This is a genomic window from Roseibium sp. FZY0029 (genome assembly GCF_036350355.1).
Lineage (GTDB): Bacteria > Pseudomonadota > Alphaproteobacteria > Rhizobiales > Stappiaceae > Roseibium.
Map to the genome: position 1 here is coordinate 1 of NZ_JAZDVZ010000014.1, position 19,032 is coordinate 19,032.

At 58.7% G+C, this 19,032-nt stretch carries 21 protein-coding genes and 1 pseudogene; 18 read left to right on the top strand and 4 right to left on the bottom strand.

Annotated features, from left to right (window positions below; translation table 11 throughout):
• The first annotated feature begins 106 nt into the window (after nucleotides 1-106).
• Nucleotides 107-481 carry a hypothetical protein gene (locus tag V1T76_RS27740; RefSeq protein WP_330563911.1) on the top strand — a complete coding sequence of 125 codons (375 nt, stop codon included), beginning with the start codon at nucleotides 107-109 and terminating at the stop codon, nucleotides 479-481.
• A gap of 306 nt (nucleotides 482-787) precedes the next feature.
• On the opposite strand, the gene V1T76_RS27745 is transcribed toward V1T76_RS27740, so the two are convergent.
• From V1T76_RS27745 to V1T76_RS27755, 3 genes are all read right to left on the bottom strand, one after another.
• A complete protein-coding gene (locus V1T76_RS27745) occupies nucleotides 788-1,585 on the bottom strand; it encodes an extracellular solute-binding protein (RefSeq protein ID WP_330563912.1) in 798 nt (265 codons plus the stop codon).
• Nucleotides 1,586-1,735: 150 nt separating this feature from the next.
• Nucleotides 1,736-2,500 (bottom strand): anti-sigma factor family protein, encoded by a 765-nt coding sequence (locus tag V1T76_RS27750; protein ID WP_330563913.1) that lies wholly within the window; start codon nucleotides 2,498-2,500, stop codon nucleotides 1,736-1,738.
• Nucleotides 2,497-3,006 (bottom strand): RNA polymerase sigma factor, encoded by a 510-nt coding sequence (locus V1T76_RS27755; RefSeq protein ID WP_330563914.1) that lies wholly within the window; start codon nucleotides 3,004-3,006, stop codon nucleotides 2,497-2,499. The genes V1T76_RS27750 and V1T76_RS27755 overlap by 4 nt, the downstream gene beginning before the upstream one ends.
• A 171-nt stretch (nucleotides 3,007-3,177) precedes the next feature.
• On the opposite strand from V1T76_RS27755, the gene V1T76_RS27760 reads away from it, so the two are divergent.
• The 11 genes from V1T76_RS27760 (at nucleotide 3,178) to V1T76_RS27810 (ending at nucleotide 11,782) form a co-directional block, all read left to right on the top strand.
• On the top strand, nucleotides 3,178-3,609 hold the full coding sequence (locus V1T76_RS27760; protein WP_330563915.1) for a nuclear transport factor 2 family protein: 432 nt from the start codon (nucleotides 3,178-3,180) through the stop codon (nucleotides 3,607-3,609).
• 464 nt (nucleotides 3,610-4,073) lie between these two features.
• Nucleotides 4,074-5,684, top strand: a complete 1,611-nt coding sequence (locus tag V1T76_RS27765) for a cytochrome ubiquinol oxidase subunit I (protein ID WP_006938407.1) — start codon at nucleotides 4,074-4,076, stop codon at nucleotides 5,682-5,684.
• A 5-nt stretch (nucleotides 5,685-5,689) separates the two neighbouring features.
• Nucleotides 5,690-6,853 carry a cytochrome d ubiquinol oxidase subunit II gene (gene cydB / locus V1T76_RS27770; RefSeq protein ID WP_330563916.1) on the top strand — a complete coding sequence of 388 codons (1,164 nt, stop codon included), beginning with the start codon at nucleotides 5,690-5,692 and terminating at the stop codon, nucleotides 6,851-6,853.
• Nucleotides 6,854-6,869: 16 nt separating this feature from the next.
• Nucleotides 6,870-7,007 carry a cytochrome bd-I oxidase subunit CydX gene (cydX, locus tag V1T76_RS27775; RefSeq protein WP_330563917.1) on the top strand — a complete coding sequence of 46 codons (138 nt, stop codon included), beginning with the start codon at nucleotides 6,870-6,872 and terminating at the stop codon, nucleotides 7,005-7,007.
• A gap of 210 nt (nucleotides 7,008-7,217) precedes the next feature.
• On the top strand, nucleotides 7,218-7,766 hold the full coding sequence (locus V1T76_RS27780) for a YeeE/YedE thiosulfate transporter family protein (RefSeq protein ID WP_330563918.1): 549 nt from the start codon (nucleotides 7,218-7,220) through the stop codon (nucleotides 7,764-7,766).
• A gap of 3 nt (nucleotides 7,767-7,769) precedes the next feature.
• Entirely contained in the window at nucleotides 7,770-8,357 is a 588-nt protein-coding gene (locus tag V1T76_RS27785; RefSeq protein ID WP_330563919.1) for a YeeE/YedE thiosulfate transporter family protein, read from the top strand.
• A gap of 103 nt (nucleotides 8,358-8,460) precedes the next feature.
• Complete coding sequence (locus V1T76_RS27790) at nucleotides 8,461-9,762, top strand: NAD(P)/FAD-dependent oxidoreductase (protein ID WP_330563920.1); 1,302 nt, start codon at nucleotides 8,461-8,463, stop codon at nucleotides 9,760-9,762.
• An 11-nt stretch (nucleotides 9,763-9,773) separates the two neighbouring features.
• Nucleotides 9,774-10,187, top strand: a complete 414-nt coding sequence (locus tag V1T76_RS27795) for a DUF5368 domain-containing protein (protein WP_330563921.1) — start codon at nucleotides 9,774-9,776, stop codon at nucleotides 10,185-10,187.
• A 12-nt stretch (nucleotides 10,188-10,199) separates the two neighbouring features.
• Nucleotides 10,200-10,337: a hypothetical protein gene (locus V1T76_RS27800; RefSeq protein WP_330563922.1), complete on the top strand. Its 138-nt coding sequence runs from the start codon at nucleotides 10,200-10,202 to the stop codon at nucleotides 10,335-10,337.
• Between the two features lie 18 nt (nucleotides 10,338-10,355).
• Nucleotides 10,356-11,321 carry an SLAC1 anion channel family protein gene (locus tag V1T76_RS27805; RefSeq protein ID WP_330563923.1) on the top strand — a complete coding sequence of 322 codons (966 nt, stop codon included), beginning with the start codon at nucleotides 10,356-10,358 and terminating at the stop codon, nucleotides 11,319-11,321.
• A gap of 17 nt (nucleotides 11,322-11,338) precedes the next feature.
• Nucleotides 11,339-11,782: a hypothetical protein gene (locus tag V1T76_RS27810; RefSeq protein ID WP_330563924.1), complete on the top strand. Its 444-nt coding sequence runs from the start codon at nucleotides 11,339-11,341 to the stop codon at nucleotides 11,780-11,782.
• 27 nt (nucleotides 11,783-11,809) lie between these two features.
• On the opposite strand, the gene V1T76_RS27815 is transcribed toward V1T76_RS27810, so the two are convergent.
• Complete coding sequence (locus V1T76_RS27815; RefSeq protein WP_330563925.1) at nucleotides 11,810-12,724, bottom strand: hydrogen peroxide-inducible genes activator; 915 nt, start codon at nucleotides 12,722-12,724, stop codon at nucleotides 11,810-11,812.
• Between the two features lie 101 nt (nucleotides 12,725-12,825).
• Between V1T76_RS27815 and V1T76_RS27820 the strand changes: the two genes are divergently transcribed.
• The 6 genes and pseudogenes from V1T76_RS27820 (at nucleotide 12,826) to V1T76_RS27845 (ending at nucleotide 19,032) form a co-directional block, all read left to right on the top strand.
• Nucleotides 12,826-13,488, top strand: coding sequence for a peroxiredoxin (locus tag V1T76_RS27820; protein WP_330563926.1), 663 nt, complete (start codon nucleotides 12,826-12,828; stop codon nucleotides 13,486-13,488).
• Between the two features lie 85 nt (nucleotides 13,489-13,573).
• Nucleotides 13,574-14,245: a Crp/Fnr family transcriptional regulator gene (locus tag V1T76_RS27825; protein ID WP_330563927.1), complete on the top strand. Its 672-nt coding sequence runs from the start codon at nucleotides 13,574-13,576 to the stop codon at nucleotides 14,243-14,245.
• 103 nt (nucleotides 14,246-14,348) lie between these two features.
• Nucleotides 14,349-14,558, top strand: coding sequence for a YgaP family membrane protein (locus V1T76_RS27830; protein ID WP_330563928.1), 210 nt, complete (start codon nucleotides 14,349-14,351; stop codon nucleotides 14,556-14,558).
• Nucleotides 14,559-14,746: 188 nt separating this feature from the next.
• Nucleotides 14,747-15,702 (top strand): annotated as a pseudogene (locus V1T76_RS27835) (IS3 family transposase); the annotation flags it as partial.
• A 296-nt stretch (nucleotides 15,703-15,998) separates the two neighbouring features.
• Nucleotides 15,999-17,975, top strand: a complete 1,977-nt coding sequence (locus V1T76_RS27840; protein ID WP_330563929.1) for a C1 family peptidase — start codon at nucleotides 15,999-16,001, stop codon at nucleotides 17,973-17,975.
• Nucleotides 17,976-17,982: 7 nt separating this feature from the next.
• Nucleotides 17,983-19,032 carry a trypsin-like peptidase domain-containing protein gene (locus V1T76_RS27845; protein WP_330563930.1) on the top strand — a complete coding sequence of 350 codons (1,050 nt, stop codon included), beginning with the start codon at nucleotides 17,983-17,985 and terminating at the stop codon, nucleotides 19,030-19,032.

Below are 19,032 nucleotides of genomic sequence, written 5' to 3' on the forward strand. Positions count from 1 at the left end.
TAAAGTCATCCTTCGACTGGCGTTTCAGTTTTCAACGATTGCACTGAGAATCATGGCCCGGAACCCCATTTAAAGGAGCGCCCTTTCAACAGCCAAATCTCACGGCGTGGTTAACTCGACAAACTTTGCGACACGCCACGCCGCACTGCATTGCGACAGTCTGGGGCTTGACCTGATGGAGGAGGCCGGGGCGCTTGTTCCGCTGGCAAAGCATGTGCATCTTCACGACAGCTTCGGCCGCACCGGCAACATTCCCGTTCATACCCAGCAGGAAGCGCTTGGCCTCGGTGTTGGTGATCTTCATCTGCCGATCGGCTGGGGCAACCTGCCGTTTGACGAGATTGTCTGCCTGGACAGGTTTCCGAAAGACGCAATCTTCAACATCGAACTCAACAAGCACCGCTGGCACGCGATCGAGGAGACCGTTGTTGCGGCCCGGCGCATCGCAAAACTTGCTTTCGAGCAGTCACGCCCGAATTGAACTTATGACTCACTGATCGGCAGGGTAATTTTGATTTCTGTGCACCGGGAACTCGGCATGATCTCAATCGTCCCGCCATGCCGCAGAACGCGATCTCCTGAACGATTGCAAGCCCGAGGCGGCTGCCGGAACCAGGTTCGATCTGCCGAAACGCCTGAAGGCGACATCCGCCAGTTCCGGAGGCAGCCATCAAAGGAGCCCGGAGGTTCATATCCAGTCCCTTACCCGCCTGGTGCGCAGGACCTCTCCGCACCACATCGGGGCACGGGAGCGCGGAGAGGTAACCGGTTGACGGAAAGCGCTGGGTTAGCGCTTCCAGCCTTCTGTCTTCATCAGAGCTTCGGCTTCCGGCGTTACGAGAAATTCGAGAAAGGCCTTTGCTTCCGGATCAGCCTTGGGGGAGAGCACGACATTGACGTCACGCCAGATACGGCGGTTATCGTCCAGATCGACATAGCTCAGGACGTCCGGGTTGTTGATCGGCCAGTTTGGCCAGGTAATCCAGGCATCGGCCTCCAGGTTCTTGAACGCCCTGAAGCTGGCGCCGGAACCCTTTTCGAACGCGACGATGTTCGCACGGAAGGCGGAGATTTCACCGAGAGTGCCTGTCCGGCCGGCAACGTCTTCCCAGACGCCGGTGCCGGAGGTGTTGGCGACGCCAGCACCTTCTGTCACGACGATTTTCATCCCGTCCTTGAGCAGGTCTTCGAAGCCCTCGATCTTTTTGGGATTACCGGCCCGCACCGCGATGATAGCGGGCCGCACGTAGATCGGCTGTACTCCGTCGGACGCAAAACTGCCGTAGGTTTGCAGGAACGCGGTCATCGACTGTTCGGACGTTCCCCACAAAATGTCGGCATCCGCTTGGGCTTTCGCAGACCAAGTAGTTTCCGGACCAGCTGTGATCACGACCTTGTTTCCGGTCTTCTCTTCCCAGGCCGTTGCGACTTTCTGGAAGGCCGTGTGCGGGCCGCCAGCGCCGTAGAGCTTGACGATGCCGTCTGCCGGCTTGTGTTCGATGGACGGATCGGCGAGCGTGCCTTCCTGAGCGTGAACGGGGCTGACGCAAGCCAGCAGCGCGAGGACGCGGATCGTGTTCTTCATGTCGGAGTTCCTGATTTCCGGTTGGTTTGAGGCGCAGGGCGCCGGAGGCGGCATTTCACCGCCTCCGCTGCGGACTACGCCTCCGGGCCGTCAGGTCTTCCCGCTGGAGGTGTCACGAACGCGCGAGGTCTCCTTAAAGCGCGGTCACGCTCAGTTCGACTGTTGCAACGGGTCGAACTGGGTCTGAATCAGGTGGGCGAGATTCAGGAGCTCGGGCCGGGGCATGTCACCAGTCACTGCATAGGTGAACTCGGTGTCGCTCCAGAAAAACGCCTGCTCGGTGCCGGATTTCACGAACTGGAACTTCGGTTCGCCGTCGACCCCGCGGCGCAGATAGACCGTTACCCGCTTACCGTTTTCATCGTCATACATGAGCTGCGCCGCCGGATCGATTCCGCTCGGCAGCAACCGTCCGCCCATCAGCGTCAGCCCGGCAACCCGCAGATCGGGAATGCGAAGCGGATGGTTCAGCCGATTGCCGAGCCAGGTCGCCAGATGCCGCTGGTCGCTGGCGGCAACCTCGACAGGATGGGCAACCTCGACGGTAAAGGTGCGATGTGCCGTAAGGGCATCGGTCAGGAAGGGTTGCTGTCCAGGCTGGCCCGCGTCCGGTTTCATGGACCAGCCTGCGAAGACACCCACGAGCAAGGCCGCCGCGATGGAGGCGGCGATGCCGGTGCGTGGCAGCCATCTGCCCCGAGACGGTGCATCCAGGCTTGGCGGCTCGGCCTTCACGCGGGAATAGGCCGTCCTGAGACTGACCGCGATCTGCCGGTCCGCTTCGACGCAGGCGGCTGCCTCCGGATTTTCCTTGAGATAGGCCTCGACCTCGCGCCTGCGTTCGGCCGACAGCTCGTTATCGACATATCGGACGAGGTCCTCCTCCGCGATGGGAGGCACCGCCTGGGAATTCATGTCACGCTCCTTAGATGGGGACGCTCGGAGGCGCGGGGGGCTTCTCTCAGTCTGGCACGGGCGCGGCTGATGCGCGACATAATGGTTCCTTCGGCAACATTCAGGATCTCGGCGGCTTCTGCATAGGTAAAGCCTTCGACCCCGACCAGGAACAGGGCCTCGCGCTGGTCCTCCGGCAGGGCCAGCATGCGAATGAGAAGATGCTTGAGTTCGGCGCTGTCCTGCTGCGAGGCCGGCGCTTGAAGCTGGTCTTCCAGATCGTCCAGCCCAATGTGGTTAGAATGCCGCCGTAGCCGCCGCCAACGGCTGACGTGAAGGTTGCGCATCATGCGGAAGAGCCATGGTCGCAGCGGAACGGACGGCCGGCGCAGGCTCCACTTGCGCAAGGCTCGTTCCAGGCAATCCTGGACAAGGTCTTCCGCCTCGGTCTGGTCGCAGGTCAGCGTCACCGCGTAGCGATGCAGGGCCGGCGACTCCCTGAGCAGGCGTTGTGTATGGTCGGGCAAGAGCTCTTCCTCGTAGACACTACTGACACCAACGCTCGCGCTGTCCGAATTATTCCATCGGCGGCCAAAAAGAAATTCCCGCTTCATCGGGAAGGAAATCTCCACCGGCGGCGTAGTCACCACCGGATGCGGCAGATCGCATCTCGTATAGTGAACGAATGGAGACCTCAAATGAAGCTGATCAGTAAATTTGCCGCAACCGCTTTTACCGGCACGGTCCTTTTTGCATCCGCAGCCCTGGCCGGTCCGGGAGAAGACCTTGCACGCGCCCATTTCAACAACATTGCCAGCGGCAAGGTCGATGCCCTGAAAGCATCTTATTCCGACAAGGCGGTCCTGGATTGGGTCGGTGGCCCGCTGGACGGTGTCTATACCGGTGCTGCCAGCATCGGCACGGTCTGGACCAAGTTCACAGGTGCACAGGGCAAGCTGAAAGTCGATGTCTCGAATGTCCAGGAAAACGCCAACCCGGCCGGTGTGACCGTTACCGCAAATGTGCGCTTTTCCGGCAAGAACACCATCCCGGTCCGCTACGTCCTGACCTATCGGGGCGGTAAGCTGGCAAGTGAAATCTGGCAGATCGACCCCAAGCTCGCGAAGTAAGCCGGTATCAACCTGCCTGCTGTTCCCGCTGGCAAGGGAGGGAGAACCGGCGCGCAAGCATCCTGCGTTCACAAGAACGCAGGATGTCTTTTTTTACCGAGACAAGTCCAGTGGAAACGCTATCCAAGTTTGTTTCCGGAAGTTTGCTTTGCTCTTCCCTGCCGGCTCGCTGTTTCGGCCGTTGAGATTGATACGCCCGCTGCAAGGCTCTTATTGACCGTCATTTCAACTGCCAGTCCGTTGTCAGGAGAAATCCTGGTGTCGCGAGACCGATTGCTATTACGTTCAGAAAAGCAGCTCACAGGGCGCTTGGCACCTGTTCCTGTTCATCAACACCCGATGCGCGGGAGTTTGGTGACCAAATCACCAAACTCCCGCGCATCGGGTGTTAGGGATCCTCAAATGTGTCCTGTGCTCGTTGATTTTCCGAAAAGCACAGGTCCGCAAACTGAGGAGCACACGACATGGAGCTCGATATTGTCGAGCTGTCACGCCTGCAATTCGCGATGACGGCGTTGTACCACTTCCTCTTCGTGCCGCTGACACTGGGGCTGTCGATCCTGGTCGCGATCATGGAGACCGTTTATGTAATGACCGGCCGGCCGATCTGGCGGCAGATGACGAAATTCTGGGGAACGTTGTTTGGCATCAACTTCGTTCTGGGCGTCGCAACCGGCATTACCATGGAATTCCAGTTTGGCATGAACTGGAGCTACTATAGCCACTATGTTGGAGACATTTTCGGAGCACCCCTCGCAATCGAGGGGCTCATGGCCTTTTTCCTGGAAGCTACCTTCGTCGGGCTCTTCTTCTTCGGTTGGGACAAACTCTCCAGGGTCGGGCATCTGACAGTCACCTGGCTGGTCGCGATCGGCTCCAACTTCTCAGCGCTGTGGATCCTCATTGCCAATGGCTGGATGCAGAACCCGGTTGGGGCGCAGTTCAATCCGGACACGATGCGCATGGAGATGACTTCGTTTTTCGAAGTGGTCTTCAACGAGGTTGCCCAGGCAAAATTCGTCCACACCGTCTCGGCTGGCTACGTCACCGCCTCGGTCTTCGTGCTCGGCGTGTCCGCCTGGTACCTGCTCAAGGGCAGGCACATGCCGATGGCGCGCCGATCGATCACCGTTGCTGCCTCCTTCGGCCTGGCATCGGCTCTTTCCGTCGTCGTGCTGGGGGATGAATCCGGTTATTCGGCCAGTCACACACAGCGCATGAAGCTCGCCGCAATGGAAGGCATGTGGGAGACCCATGAGGCTCCGGCTCCCTTCAATCTGATCGGGCTACCCGACCAGGAGGCGCGTGAAACACATTATGCCATTGAGATCCCCTGGGTCATGGGGCTCATCGGCACCCGTTCGCTCACGGAAACAATTCCCGGCATAAATGACCTCGTCGCCGAAGCCGAGACGCGGATCGAGAGCGGTATTGCCGCCTATGACGCGCTCATGACCATTCGTGAGCAAAGATCAGAAACAGCCCCGCAAGTGCGCGATACCTTCGAGGAAAACTCCGGCAACCTGGGTTTTGCGTTCCTTCTGCTTCGCTATATGGACGATCCGAGGGACGCTACGCCCGAGGATATTGCCCGGGCAGCCGAAGACACCATTCCCGGCGTTGCGCCGCTGTTCTGGTCCTTCCGCGTCATGGTCGGTCTTGGCTTCGCCTTTATCGGGGTGATGATCTACTTCTTCTGGCGTTCCTCTTTCTGCCAGCAAAGCTATCCCCGTTGGGCGCTCCGGCTCGCCGTGGCGATCATTCCGGCGCCCTGGATTGCAGCAGAACTCGGTTGGTTCGTTGCCGAGTTTGGCCGTCAGCCCTGGACAGTGGACGGCATTCTGCCGACGGCCCTCTCCGTCAGCCACCTGAGCATTCAGGACGTATTGCTCACCCTCACGGGGTTTGTGACCTTCTACACGATCCTCTTCGTGGTCGAGATGAGCCTGATGCTGAAATACATCCGCAAGGGCCCTTATCAGGACGTCGAGGAGACGGAAATCTGGAACGCCCGCCACGAACACCGCTTGCGTACCCATGACGGCCAGGTGCCGTTTGCAACCCCTGCGGAGTGACTGTCATGATCCTCTATGAACTTCTTCCCTACGACACTCTTCGCCTTATCTGGTGGCTGCTTTTGGGTGTCCTGCTGATTGGTTTCGCCCTTACGGACGGCTTCGACATGGGCGTGGGAGCGCTGCTTCCCTTTGTCGGTAGAACGGATGTTGAACGGCGCATCGTTATCAACACCGTCGGTCCCGTCTGGGAAGGAAACCAGGTCTGGTTCATTCTCGGCGGTGGCGCGATTTTTGCCGCATGGCCACCGCTTTATGCGGTCAGCTTTTCCGGTTTCTATCTGGCGATGTTCGCTGTTCTAGCGGCGCTCATATTGCGCCCCGTAGCATTCAAGTACCGATCCAAACGTGAAAGCGTCATCTGGCGAAACAGCTGGGACTGGGCTTTGTTCGTCGGCGGTGCGGTGCCGGCCCTGATCTTCGGGGTCGCAGTTGGAAACGTCCTTCAAGGCGTGCCGTTCGAACTGACGCCGGACCTCTTCTCTCGCTACGAGGGCAGTTACTACGGCAAGTTTCTGGGCCTCCTCAACCCCTTTGCATTGCTCACGGGCGTTGTATCCATTGCCATGTTGACGACCCACGGTGCAGCCTGGCTGTCGCTGAAGGCGGAGGGCGTGGTCGCCGAGCGCGCGCGAAGCATCGGTGTGGTAACGGGATTGATGACGATTATCGGTTTCGCGGTGTCGGGGCTATGGTTGTACTTGGTGATCGAAGGGTATGCCCTCACAGGTGACATCGTGACGGACGGGCCGTCGAACCCGCTCTACTCCGAAGTTCAGCGAACCTCTACATGGCTGTCCGCCTATGTGGCCAGACCATGGATCATCATTGCTCCCCTACTCGGTTTCGCGGGCATGACGATGGCTGTGCTCGGCCTGCGCAAAGGCCGCGAAGTCTCTACTCTGCTGTGGTCCAAACTCGGCATTTTTGGAGCAATCTCGACGGTAGGTCTAACAATGTTTCCGTTTATCTTGCCGTCATCTCTCCACCCGAACTCTTCGCTGACGGTCTGGGACAGTTCGTCCTCTCACCAGACACTTTTCATCATGCTGGTGGTCACGGTGATCTTCATGCCGTTGATCCTGGCCTACACCGCATGGGTCTACAAAGTGCTCTGGGGCAAGGTCACCGAAGCGGACGTTACCGGAAACTCGGACACCGTCTACTGAGATAAGGAGCAAAACCATGTGGTACTTCGCCTGGCTTCTGGGTCTGCCGCTCGCCGCGATATTTGCGGTGATGAACGCGATGTGGCTCGAACTGCAGCGGGATCGTGTCCTCGCCGACGAGCACGAGGAACGACCGCCCGCCGTTCAGGGATAAAGGTGATGAGGCCGGCCATGGAACCGGCCTTTACCCGCTGCCGCGCACCCCAGCCTTCAATGCGGAGAGCCGGAAGAAAGGAATCTCCTGTCCGTTGGTGACCAAGTCACCGAGTGATGCCGCCATGACATGCTAGGAAATCGGGAACTGCCGGTGAAATGCGAAATGTTTCGCATGGTCTGCCGGCCCGATACCAAAGGAGATGTCGAAATGACCTGGGACTGGAGACTAGGTGGCGTCCTGCTCGGTGCGGTCTTCTTTGCCGCAGTGCTTCTTGTGAAGCCCATCGGTGTCAGCACGCAGTTCGTGATCCTTGATGCAATCGTTGCGGATGTTGTTACGCCCGATTTCATCACCAAGACCGCAGACGGTTACACATCGACGAATGCCTACATGGCCAAGTCGAACGGCAAATATGCCGGTAATGCCGCAAACCCGTTGAACTACAGTTTTGTTTTTGTGCTGGCCATGGCGGCGGGCGCCTTCGTCTCAACGTTGCTCAAGGGCGGCATCGGACAACAGGAGCGCCGTCTGCCTGCCGTCTGGCGGGCCAACTTTGGCGACACACCGTGGAAGCACTACGCGGTGGCCTTTGCCGGAGGCTTTGTCGTGCTTTACGGCGCGCGTCTTGCCGGTGGCTGCACCTCCGGACACATGATGAGCGGCATGATGCAGACGTCCCTGTCCGGTTACATCTTCGCCCTCGGCGCCTTTCTCGCAGCCGTTCCTACAGCCCTCTTCATGTACAGGGAGGATTGACCGATGACCCTCGTGCTCGCCATTGCAATCGGTGCCGCGTTCGGCTTCGTCCTGGACCGGATCGGGGCCACCAACCCCAATGTCATCATCGGGATGCTGACATTACGGCGCCTGAACCTGATGAAAACCATCCTTCTGGCCATCGGAACCGGTTCGATCCTGATGTTCGGCGGCCAGATGCTCGGGCTTGTCGATGTCGGCCACATGTCGGTCAAGGCGGCCTATGCAGGCGTCTTTATCGGCGGACTGCTGCTCGGTGTCGGCTGGGCCGCTGCCGGCTACTGTCCGGGCACGGCCATCGGCGCCGCTGCTGCCGGTCGAAGAGGTGCATTGATCTACCTCGTCGGTGGTCTGTTCGGAGCCGCCGCATACATGGCGACCTATCCGATGTGGAAGGCCTCCGGACTGCTTGATGACATCGCAGGCGGCAAGGTCACGCTAGGCGCCGTACCCGGCTCTGCCTATGAGGGCATCTGGACCGTTCAGGGAGATCTTCTGGGTATTGCACTGGGGGCAGTCTTTGTTGCCGTCGCGTTCGCCTTGCCGCAGCGCCTGACGGGAGATGCGACAGGCAGGCTTCCGGCTGAATAACTCGGGTGCCACATGGCCACCCCGGAATCATTCCAGCTCTGCAGGGAATGGCAACAACACGAGAAGGTGCTGATTTCAGCATCTTCAAAAGGGAGGGAAAACGATGAACCGGAGAGATTTTCTGTCGCTTGCCGCCATCTCGGGTGGGTTGGCAGTCGCACCGCTGGCCGGCAGTGGAGCAGCCGCCAAACCGATTGCGACAAAGGCTCGTGTTGTCATAGTCGGGGCCGGGGCCGCTGGCACCGCCCTCGCCAATCGCCTGGTGCGACGATTGGACGGTGCAAGCATTACAATCATCGATCCAAGGACCACCCATCTCTATCAACCCGGGTTGTCGCTCGTGGCGACGGGGCTGAAGCCTGCGGATTACGTCACATCTGACGTGGCCCATTGGCTGCCGGACAACATCGTGTGGATGGGCGAACGGGTGGCCGCCGTCGACGGCGAGGCAAAAACCGTCTCTACCGAGACCGGAACCGTTATCGACTACGACTGGCTTATCCTTGCACCAGGCCTCGTGCTTGACTACGGCGCCATTGAGGGGTTCTCCGCAGATCTTGTCGGTGAGAATGGCATCGGCGCTCTCTATGGCGGGCCGGTCGAAGCCGAGCGCACCTGGAAGGCAGCGCAACGTTTCACGGAAGAAGGAGGCACAGGCATCTTCACGCGACCTGCGACAGAAATGAAATGTGCTGGCGCTCCCCTGAAGCACACGTTCCTGATCGATGACCTTGCCCGCCGCGCGGGAACCGCGGGCAAGATGAATATGATTTATGCCGCGCCGCAATCCTCCCTGTTCGGCGTGCCGATCGTGGCGGAAAAAGTCCGCATGCTGTTCGAGGACCGCGACGTCGACACGCTGCTCACCAGCACGCTGACTGCGATCGACCCCGGAGCAAGGCGCGCCGTATTTGCGACTGAAACCGGACAGCAAGAGATCGACTACGACTACATCCACATCATTCCGCCGCAACGGGCACCGGACTTCATCAGGAACTCCGGGCTTTCGTGGGCCGACCGGTGGACAGACCAGGGCTGGGTCGAAGTCGATCAGGCAACCTTGCGCCATCTGAGATACCCCGAAATCTTTGCTCTTGGTGACGTGGCCGGCGTGCCGAAGGGAAAGACGGCCGCGAGCGTGAAGTGGCAGGTGCCGGTGGTGGAGGATCATCTCATCGCCGCCATTGAGGGCCGCGAGGGAACCGAGACCTACAACGGATATACCTCGTGTCCGCTTATCACCCGGATCGGCCGGGCGATGCTGGTGGAGTTCGACTACCGGGACAACCTCGTTCCCTCGTTCCCGGGCATTATTGCCCCGCTTGAAGAGCTCTGGATTAGCTGGCTGATGAAGGAAGTCGCGCTCAAGGCAACCTACAACGCCATGCTCCGCGGACAGGCCTGAGGAGAACGACCATGAAAGAGCTAACTCTTCAGAGCCTGATCGCGGTGTTCGAGGAAATTTTCGGCCGCGGCCTGTTTTGGACCCTGCTTGCCCTCGCTGCAGCGGTAACACTCACCTACTTCTACGTGCTGATCCGTGACCGTTCGGTAAGCTGGAAAAAGTTTCTGCTCGCGCAGCTTTCCATGCCCTTTGGCGCGGTTGCATCGGTCTGGTTCGTATTGACCATGACCAATTCCCGCCTGTCCGACTTTGGCGGACCAGTGGATTTGATCGTGTTCCTTTTTGTGGCTGTGATCGGAGCGGTTGGCATGGCCATCCTCGTCTACACGCTCGAGGCCCTGATCGGGACTGAGCGGACACGTCAGCGCGGGTCTCAAGGTACGCGTGCCGAGACAAGGCATCGTCACCCGGTCTCATCAAATTGAAGGGCGATCATCATGTTGAACGGCAAAATCGCGCTGGACGAAGAATGTCACAAGGGATGGCTCGAACGTCAGCGCGACCTGATCGAACGACCTGGCAAGAAAATCTACTACGCCAAGCTGGCCAGTTTTGGCGAAGACCATTCCGAATAACCGCAGGATTGAAAAACCATGACCGTTGATACCGGACTGGCAGCGCTGCCGTCACGACTGGAACATTTTCCGATCAGCATCTTCGGCGTCACGATGGGGCTATTCGGTCTGGCTCTGGCGTTGCACGCCTGCGGCGTTGCCGGGGCTTCCTCCGCCGTTGGCTGGTCCGCTTTTGCGGTTATGGTGTTTCTTGCGGCGATGTATCTGCTCAAGGCGCTGCGCCACCCGGAATCCGTTGCCGCGGAGTGGCACCATCCGGTAAGGCTCGCCTTTTTTCCGGCGACCGCAATCTCGCTGCTGCTTTTTGCGACTTTCCTGCGTGACCAGAACCCCGCAGCAGCTAATATCGTCTGGATTATCGGAGCGTCGGCACAGGCAGTCTTCACGCTTGTCGTGGTAACGACCTGGATCTCCCATCGCTCCTTCGGCCCAGGTCAGCTCTCTCCGGCCTGGTTCATACCGGCGGTGGGCAACGTTGTTGTTCCGCTCGCCGGTGTCCCGTTGGGCCATTTAGAGGCGAGCTGGTACTTCTTCTCGGTCGGCATCGTTTTCTGGATCGTCTTGCTGACACTTGTCTTCAACCGGCTCATCTTTCACGATCCGCTTCCCGGCAAACTGCGTCCGACACTGGTGATCCTGATCGCTCCGCCCGCTGTTGCCTTTCTCGCCTGGATTCAACTGTCGGACGGCGCCGTGGATGCACCGGCCCGGCTGCTGCTGAACATCGGTTACTTCTTTACCGCGCTTGTTGCGATCCAGGTCCCTGCGCTGTTGCGGCTTCCGTTTGCACTGCCGTTCTGGGCCCTGTCATTCCCACTGGCCGCAATGACCACAGCCAGCTTCCGCTTTGCTGCACTTGATGGCTCCGCACCACACCGCGTGATCGGCTGGACCTTGCTGGCGCTTCTCATTCTCACCATCGCAGCGCTGACCGTCCGAACTATCCGCGCTGTCGTGGCGCGGCAGATCTGCCTACCTGAATGAACCTGAAAGGAAGCCCCATGAAGTTCCTGACCCGTGCTCTCTCAGTCGCGGTAATCTGCGCCGCAACCGTAACCACCGTCACAGCGCAGGAAGCGAACAAACTCGTGACCGTTGTGACCTCGGCCGAACCTCAGACCCAGTTGATGGCCATGGTGCTGACGATGCAGGCGGCGCAAAAGGGTGCCGAAACGCACATCCTGCTCTGCGGACCGGCGGGGGATATCGCATTGCGCGACGCTCCGGAGAGCGCAACCTCCGGCCAGCCTCCGCGTGATATGAGCCCCCAGGGGCTTATGCAGGCAATCCGTCAGAAAACCGGGGCCTCGGTCGAGGTTTGCGCGATTTACCTGCCTGGACGCGGTGAAGACCCATCGGTCCTGCTTGAAGGTATCGGCGTGGCAAAGCCCGACGAAATTGCGGCACGGCTATTGGCAGACGGTACGCGCGTGCTCAGCTTTTGACGCAGGTTTGACCGGAGGCGCCGGCCGTCACCTTGAAGCGGCCTCTTGCAGATGGTCCCTGGCTTCGCGCAGGTGAGCACCTATCCGGCCATAAAGATCACTCTGTGCCGAGGACTTGCGCCAGGCCAGAGCCACCCGGCGCGGACACGCGTCGGGCAGCTCGGACAGGCTCAGAGCGTGCCCCTTTGCAACTCCGGCGTCCAGGGCAAGCTGCGGCAAGAGGGTGATGCCAAGACCTTCATCCACCATTGCGACAAGCGTTGGCAGGCTTGTGGCGGCAAAACTCTGGTCTTCATTGAGCCGAACTTCCGGGAAACTGGACAGCGCGTGGCGCTGAAGGCAATGCCCGCGTTCGAGAAGAAGCAGCTGCCGTCCGGACAAGTCCTCCCCTGCGAGCGATTTCCGGTTCGCCAGGGGGTGACACAACGGGACGGCAAGACGATAGCCGTCGGCAAAAAGCTCCTCGGAGTCAATCTGAGACGGCAGGTCATATGGCAGTGCGATCAGTATGAGGTCGAGCCGTCCGTCAACCAGTCCCGCGATGAGAGCATCAGTCAATTCCTCACGCAAATAAAGCTTCATATCCGGATATGCCGCGCGGAGCAGTGGCATGGCTCTCGGAATGAGAAACGGGCCAATGGTCGGGATCGCTCCCAGCCGAAGCTGCACGGTCCCGGCCGCAATCTCCCGGTCGGCGCGGTCTTCGAAGTCTTTCACACGGGCGAGCACATCTCGTGCACGATCCGCAAGATCTTCGCCGACCAGGGTCATCATGACCGAATGCTTGGTCCGTTCCGCCACCTGCACACCCAGCCTGTCTTCAAGTTCTTTCAAGCCGTTCGAAAGCGTGGATTGCGTGACATGACACAGTTCAGCCGCGCGGGAGAAATTTCTCGTTTCTGCAAGTGCCGTGAGAAACCGAAGCTGTCTGAGAGTGGTCATCTACTGATCGTTTTTTTGAATTACAAAGGACCATTAAATCAATTTCCAATATAACGAGCAAGTGCATACTTTTGGCAGGCAACCACTCAAGGAGCCTATCGATGACTGCTGAAAACCCTGCCTCAAACGATCGTAATGTCGGCCTGCCACGCCTTAACGAACCGGCTCCCGACTTCTGCGCACTGACCACTCACGGAACGAAATCCCTCTCGGATTATCGTGGCAAATGGCTGATCCTTTTCTCGCACCCGGCCGACTTCACCCCGGTGTGCACGACTGAATTCACCGCCTTCGCTCGCCGGGCTGAAGACTTCGCCAGGCTCGATACAGAGCTACTTGGCCTTTCCATCGACAGTCACTACGCTCACATCGCATGGGTTCGCTCGATCAAGGAGACCTTCGACGTCACCATTCCGTTCCCGATCATTGCCGATCTGGATATGAAGGTGGCACAGGCATTCGGCATGATCCAACCCGGCGCATCCGACACACAAGCGGTTCGGGCGACCTTCATAATCGATCCAGAAGGCATTCTGCGGGCTATGGTCTATTACCCCATGACCAACGGCCGCTCCGTCGATGAATTCTTCCGCCTGATCCAGGCCCTTCAGACTTCGGACACGCACAAGGTGGCGACGCCCGAAAACTGGAGGCCCGGCGAGGATGTTATCGTGCCGACACCCCAGACGACAGATGCGGCAGATGCGCGAATGAACGAAGGCTTTCAGACCAAGGACTGGTATTTTTCGACGCGCGCAATCTGACGACCCGCATGCAAAACTGGTATTCGAGTCGCACGGCGGTAGAACCGCCGTGCAACCTGCCTTTATTGGAATGGGAGCGCGCTTCATGAATCACCTGGCAGACAACTGGATTGACCGGTTTCAGGGCCTGAGGGGGCTTCCCGCAGACATTCGTGCGGATCTGAAAAACGGAAGCAGGATCGTCTCGGTTCCGGCCGGCACCCGGGTCTTCGAACCCGGCCAGTCCGCAGACAATCTACTCTTGCTGCTGGAAGGTACGGTGCGTGTGCAGCATCACTCGGCGACCGGACGTGACGTGCTGCTTTACCGGGTTCATGCCGGCGAAAGCTGCGTGCTGACCACCGCCTGCATGCTGGCATTCGAGAACTATTCCGCCGAAGGCATTGCAGAAACAGAGGTGACGGCAGCAGCAATTCCGCGAAAGGTCTTCGACGAGCTCGTAGCACGTTCGTCCATATTCAGAGAGTTTGTTTTCACAGCATACTCCCGCCGGATCACCGACCTTTTCACCCTGATCGACGACATCGTGTTTCAACGCATGGATGTTCGTCTCGCCTCCCGTCTCCTGGAGCTTGCCAGTGCCGACGGCTATGTCCACGCAACCCATGCTGCCCTCGCTTCTGAACTGGGTACGGCACGCGAGGTGATCTCCCGAACGCTCTCGGAGTTTCATCGCCGCGGGTGGATCGAACAGTTGCGCGGCGAAATACGCCTGCTCGGACGGGAGGGACTGGAACAACTTGTCCGCTCTGTTTGAACCAGGCACAGGAACAGGGTTTGCGGACGGTGACCAAGTCACACAAAACCGGCTGCTGGGCATGCGATAGTTCGCTTCCTCGGATTCCATCAAGGAGCAGCACATGAAAAGAAATATGGGAACCATTGATCGCGGCATTCGCGTGTTTGTCGCAATCATTCTCTTGGGCATTACCTTCGGATCGGCGTTCGCCTCAAGCGGCGTCTTGCATTGGTTGTTGATCGCGGTTGCTCTTGTTTTCCTTCTCACAGCCGCAGTTGGAAATTGCCCTCTCTACAGCCTCATGGGCATCAGGACCTGCAAAGCGAGCTGAGTCATTGGGCCTGCCGTCTACATCATCAAGCCCAGCCCAATGAGTTCTCCGGCAGACACGTCAACGCGATTGATCGTTCGCTCTACACGATCGACCGGCTGGGGCGATGCTCCAGCCGTGGCCACGCACTGAATTGCCCCTAGATTTGTAGACGCCTTCTTCCCTAAGTTTGAGGCAAGGAGGCAATGATGGACACGAGCAATTTCAGTGACGAGTTCAAACGGGACGCGGTAGCGCAGATCACCGAGCGCAGTTACCCCGTTTCGGAAGTTTCGAAGCGTTTGTGAGTGAGCGCGCATTCCCTTTATGCTTGGAAGAAGAAATTCTCAAAGCCGGATGATCCGGACGAAGCCGATCAGGTTGCGGAGATACGCCTACTGAAGCAGGAACTGGCTCGCGTCACCGAGGAGCGCGACATCCAAAAAAAGGCAACCGCGTACTTCGCCCATAAAACTTAAGGGGGAGCAAAGTGAGGTAGGCCTTTGTCGCCGAGCATCGCCCGCTGTTTTCGGTGCGCGTGATGTGCCGTTGCCTGCGCATCCATCCAAGCGGTTTTTATTCCTGACTCAAGAACCGCTCAGCAAAAGGGCCCGGGAAGATATTCGCCAGACCGAGTTGCTGAACAGGGCCTGGAACGAGAGCGGCAAGGTCTACGGCTATCGCAAGCTTCATGACGATCTGCTCGATCAGGGGGAGACGTGCAGCCTGAACCGTGTCGCGCGTCTTTCCAGGCTGGCCGGGATCAAGGCTAGATCGGATACAGGCGCCGACCGGGCAGCTATTGTCGCAAACCGTCATTGGTCGTCGACAACACGTTGGACCGACAGTTCGAAGTGATTACCCCCAACCGGATCTGGATAACGGACATCACCTACATCAGGACGCTGGAAGGTTTCGCCTATCTGGCTGTCGTGATCGATCTCTACTCCCGCCGTGTCGTGGGATGGCCAACGCAGAACCGACAGACCACCGACCTCGTGTTGCAGGCATTGCTTATGGCAGTGTAGCGTCGAACGCCAAAACACAAGGTTCTGATCCACCCGGACCAGGGCTCCAGATCACAAGCATGGACTGGGTATTGTTCCTCAAGGCTCACAAACTCGAGCATTCGATGAGCCGGCGCTGGAACCGCCATGATAACGCGGAGCGCTTCAACCTTCAGGAAGCGCTGCTTGAACCACCGCGCCATAGCGAGGTAAAGTCATCACATGACCAAGGCGGAAACTTCAATCCTCCAAAGCGCAAAAAGTCTCTGATAATTCGACGACAGACATATGCGGTTTTCAGATTAGTGACAACCTGACAGGAGCGGTTATGACTAGTTCGATACGCGCAAATTCATGTGAGGCGTGGAGGACTGATGAAGGACGTCATGGGCTTTCGAAACCTTTCGCGCAGGCGATTCAAAAGGCGCTTTTCGGCAAGCAGTCGTTTCCATACGTGCTCAATGCACGTCCTGACACCCCGGATTTCCGCGACTATGTCTACCAGTCGTCACTGATCGAAATCCCAGCGTTCAAGGCACCGTTCCAGGTTCCGGGCCGCACAACCGGCGATCTGCTTGCCGTGCGCAACCAGTTGACGGAGGGATCGTGTACCGGCCAGGCGTTAGCCACTGTCATCGACATGCAGAATGTCAAACGACGGCGCCAGGGTGCAGCCGTCCCCTGGCGTGTCAGTTCGCGCATGCTTTACAGCTCGGCCCAGACCTTCGACGAGTTTCCCGACGATGATCTGCCCGGTTCCTCCGTGCGCGGCGCTATCAATGGTTTCTGGAACCGGGGTGTGTGCAGCGAAGACACCATGCCCTACCTGCCGGGCCTGAAGAACGATACCATCACCATCCCGGTCGCCAAGGACGCACGCAAGGTCGGATTGGGGGCGTATTTCAGGCTTGAGCATGTTCTCAATGACTATCATGCAGCCCTAGAAGAGACCGGAGCCATTCTGGTTTCGGCCATGGTCCATGACGGCTGGTGGCCGGAGAATGTCGAGCGCCATCGCGGGACGATCAAGCTCGCCAGGCAGCCTGAACTTGAAGGGGCCCATGCTTTTGCGATTGTCGGTCACACCCCCGAAGGGTTTCTGATCCTCAATTCTTGGGGGCCTGACTGGGGCGGATATGATCTAGCGGCGGCGCTTAAACGGCACTGGCGCAAGAACCGCAAGGATTTCGACAAAAACGCCATCGAGCAGGCCCTGTCGGTAGGTGGTGTTCACAAGGGTCCTATGCCCGGCATTGCGCTGTGGACCTATGAGGATTGGAAGACCCATGTTCTCGATGCCTGGCTGCTTCGCCTGTCGGCGCCGACAAGGTTACCGTCGGGGACCACCGGCGGCTATGCGGTCAAGAGCGGCAGGGAAGATAGAGACCGGCAACAGACTGTTTCGGTGCGCGAAAATGACGTAGCGGGCCACATCATCCACATCCGCAACGGCAGGCTAATCGATGCTGGACTTTACGCCAGCAGCCTTGACAGTATAGCGGAGACGGCGCGCCATATAGCAGCCAATAGAGAAAAGAAATATGACCATGTCATATTTTATGCCCATGGCGGGCTGAACACACGCGATGTCGCCCTGGCCCGAGCAAAGGCCATGATTCCGGTTTTCAAACGCAACCGCATCTACCCAGTTTTCTTTGTCTGGCGTAGCAGTTTCAGCGACACGATTGGCGACATTCTCAGTTCGCTTGCACCACGCATCAACGAGCGGGCCGGTTCTGCGCTGACCGAAATCCGCGATATTCTCGCCGAACGCCTGATTGCGCCTGTCGGCTCGGCGCTCTGGCATCAGATGAAGGAAAATGCCCGCGACATGTTTGTCAGCCGCACCCAGAGCCATACTGCACTTCTCACATTGTTTGATGCCGCTGGACAAAGCGCCCAGCCGCTCAAGGTCCATCTTGCCGGACACAGTGCCGGATCCATCCTGCTGGCTTACCTGATCTGCTCGATCGAGCAGAAGCAGCGTTGCCAGATCGCGTCAACAACTCTGTTTGCCCCTGCCTGCACCAGGGAGCTGCTGGCGTCTCACATTATGAATTACGCAGAAATCAGGCGCGGCTTGCAACTCATCAACCTGCCCGATCACCTCGAACGAAGTGCAGATCCCTCATTGCCGATCTATGGCAAGTCTATTCTTTGGCTTGTGTCACGGGCTTTCGAGGAGCAGGTTCAGGGCAAACCAGTCCCGCTTGCCGGACTCGAGGAGCAATGGCCAGATGGCGGTGCGGCTTCTCCTGACCGCATAGTGTCAAACCCGGCAAATGGCCACAATTCGCGATCGGCAACGCATGGCGGCTTCGACAATGATCCGGTGACGATGAATTACCTGCTCAAGCGGATTATCGGCAGAGCACCGTCCAACGGACACGAATTCCGCCTTGCGGAGATTTCCGAAGCGAACGGCTTTTGAGGGTGCCATGGCCGCTAAACACGACAAGCTAAAAACAACGGCGCAGCCAACCGCCAAGTCCGGTTTCTCGCTGAAAGGGCGTACCCGCAGCATGGTGTTGCGCGATGCCATGCGCGCGCGTGCCGTGATGAAAGACAATCTTCCGGCGTTGAGGGTTGCTGTAGACTATACCGTTACAGTGCCCGACCCGGGCAATCCCGACATGGCCGCATTTACGGCAGGAAATACGGTTGACGGCAGTACCTTGCTGACAATGCTGGCGGTGGTCAGCCGTTCCGTTTGCCGTATCGACAGGGTTATAGGCGACGACCGGCTCCCCGTTGGGACAGGCATCCTGATTGCGCCCGACAAGATCATGACATGCCGTCATGTTCTGCGCGACTGCAATTGCAGCCTGGCCGACTTTGGAGAGAACGGACGCAGGTGGCAAATGCCGAACACCGGTTCCATCGAAGCTGTGTTCGGCGCGCAGCCGCTCCAGGCGTCTGTCATCCGGCCAATCGATTCAGTCATCTATGGCGATAACGACTCAGGCCGCAGGGTCAAGGATACGGTTCTCGAAGTTGCGATTGCCAAACTGGGCCCTTTGCAAGATGGCGAGCTCCAACCCGGTGATCCATTGGCGCTGTTCAAAAACGACAGCCAAATCGCAAGCAGGGCGGCGATCGCCGTAATCGGCTTCCCAGGTCCCGACGCCGAAACTGCTGCCCAGCTCGACCTTCAGTTTAAACGGGACGATGATACCCAACCCGTAACGGAAGCGATCCGCCGCATCTTCGGCACCAATCCGGATCTTGAAAAGCGGAACATGCTGATTGGGGTAGGAACACTTGAAGAAACCGGCAGCTCCCGCGAGGCAACCCGCTACTGCAAACATTTCGCTCCAACCATGCCGGGCATGTCGGGCGGCGCCGTGATTGATCTGGCGACCGGTTCGTTGATCGGGCTCCATGCCGCCGGCAGCCATTTTCGGGACAACCGGTTTCACTTGTTTGGGCCTATGCTGCGGTTCCTTTCGATCAATGATCCGTGCCGCAAGGACATTGAGGCGCTTTGA

Bases quoted from the DNA above. Each gene is read 5' to 3' on its own strand.
- V1T76_RS27745 (WP_330563912.1), bottom strand. From the start codon at position 1,585: ATGAAGAACACGATCCGCGTCCTCGCGCTGCTGGCTTGCGTCAGCCCC.
- V1T76_RS27750 (WP_330563913.1), bottom strand. From the start codon at position 2,500: ATGAATTCCCAGGCGGTGCCTCCCATCGCGGAGGAGGACCTCGTCCGA.
- V1T76_RS27760 (WP_330563915.1), top strand. From the start codon at position 3,178: ATGAAGCTGATCAGTAAATTTGCCGCAACCGCTTTTACCGGCACGGTC.
- V1T76_RS27765 (WP_006938407.1), top strand. From the start codon at position 4,074: ATGGAGCTCGATATTGTCGAGCTGTCACGCCTGCAATTCGCGATGACG.
- cydB (WP_330563916.1), top strand. From the start codon at position 5,690: ATGATCCTCTATGAACTTCTTCCCTACGACACTCTTCGCCTTATCTGG.
- cydX (WP_330563917.1), top strand. From the start codon at position 6,870: ATGTGGTACTTCGCCTGGCTTCTGGGTCTGCCGCTCGCCGCGATATTT.
- V1T76_RS27780 (WP_330563918.1), top strand. From the start codon at position 7,218: ATGACCTGGGACTGGAGACTAGGTGGCGTCCTGCTCGGTGCGGTCTTC.
- V1T76_RS27785 (WP_330563919.1), top strand. From the start codon at position 7,770: ATGACCCTCGTGCTCGCCATTGCAATCGGTGCCGCGTTCGGCTTCGTC.
- V1T76_RS27790 (WP_330563920.1), top strand. From the start codon at position 8,461: ATGAACCGGAGAGATTTTCTGTCGCTTGCCGCCATCTCGGGTGGGTTG.
- V1T76_RS27795 (WP_330563921.1), top strand. From the start codon at position 9,774: ATGAAAGAGCTAACTCTTCAGAGCCTGATCGCGGTGTTCGAGGAAATT.
- V1T76_RS27800 (WP_330563922.1), top strand. From the start codon at position 10,200: ATGTTGAACGGCAAAATCGCGCTGGACGAAGAATGTCACAAGGGATGG.
- V1T76_RS27805 (WP_330563923.1), top strand. From the start codon at position 10,356: ATGACCGTTGATACCGGACTGGCAGCGCTGCCGTCACGACTGGAACAT.
- V1T76_RS27810 (WP_330563924.1), top strand. From the start codon at position 11,339: ATGAAGTTCCTGACCCGTGCTCTCTCAGTCGCGGTAATCTGCGCCGCA.
- V1T76_RS27815 (WP_330563925.1), bottom strand. From the start codon at position 12,724: ATGACCACTCTCAGACAGCTTCGGTTTCTCACGGCACTTGCAGAAACG.
- V1T76_RS27820 (WP_330563926.1), top strand. From the start codon at position 12,826: ATGACTGCTGAAAACCCTGCCTCAAACGATCGTAATGTCGGCCTGCCA.
- V1T76_RS27825 (WP_330563927.1), top strand. From the start codon at position 13,574: ATGAATCACCTGGCAGACAACTGGATTGACCGGTTTCAGGGCCTGAGG.
- V1T76_RS27830 (WP_330563928.1), top strand. From the start codon at position 14,349: ATGAAAAGAAATATGGGAACCATTGATCGCGGCATTCGCGTGTTTGTC.
- V1T76_RS27845 (WP_330563930.1), top strand. From the start codon at position 17,983: ATGGCCGCTAAACACGACAAGCTAAAAACAACGGCGCAGCCAACCGCC.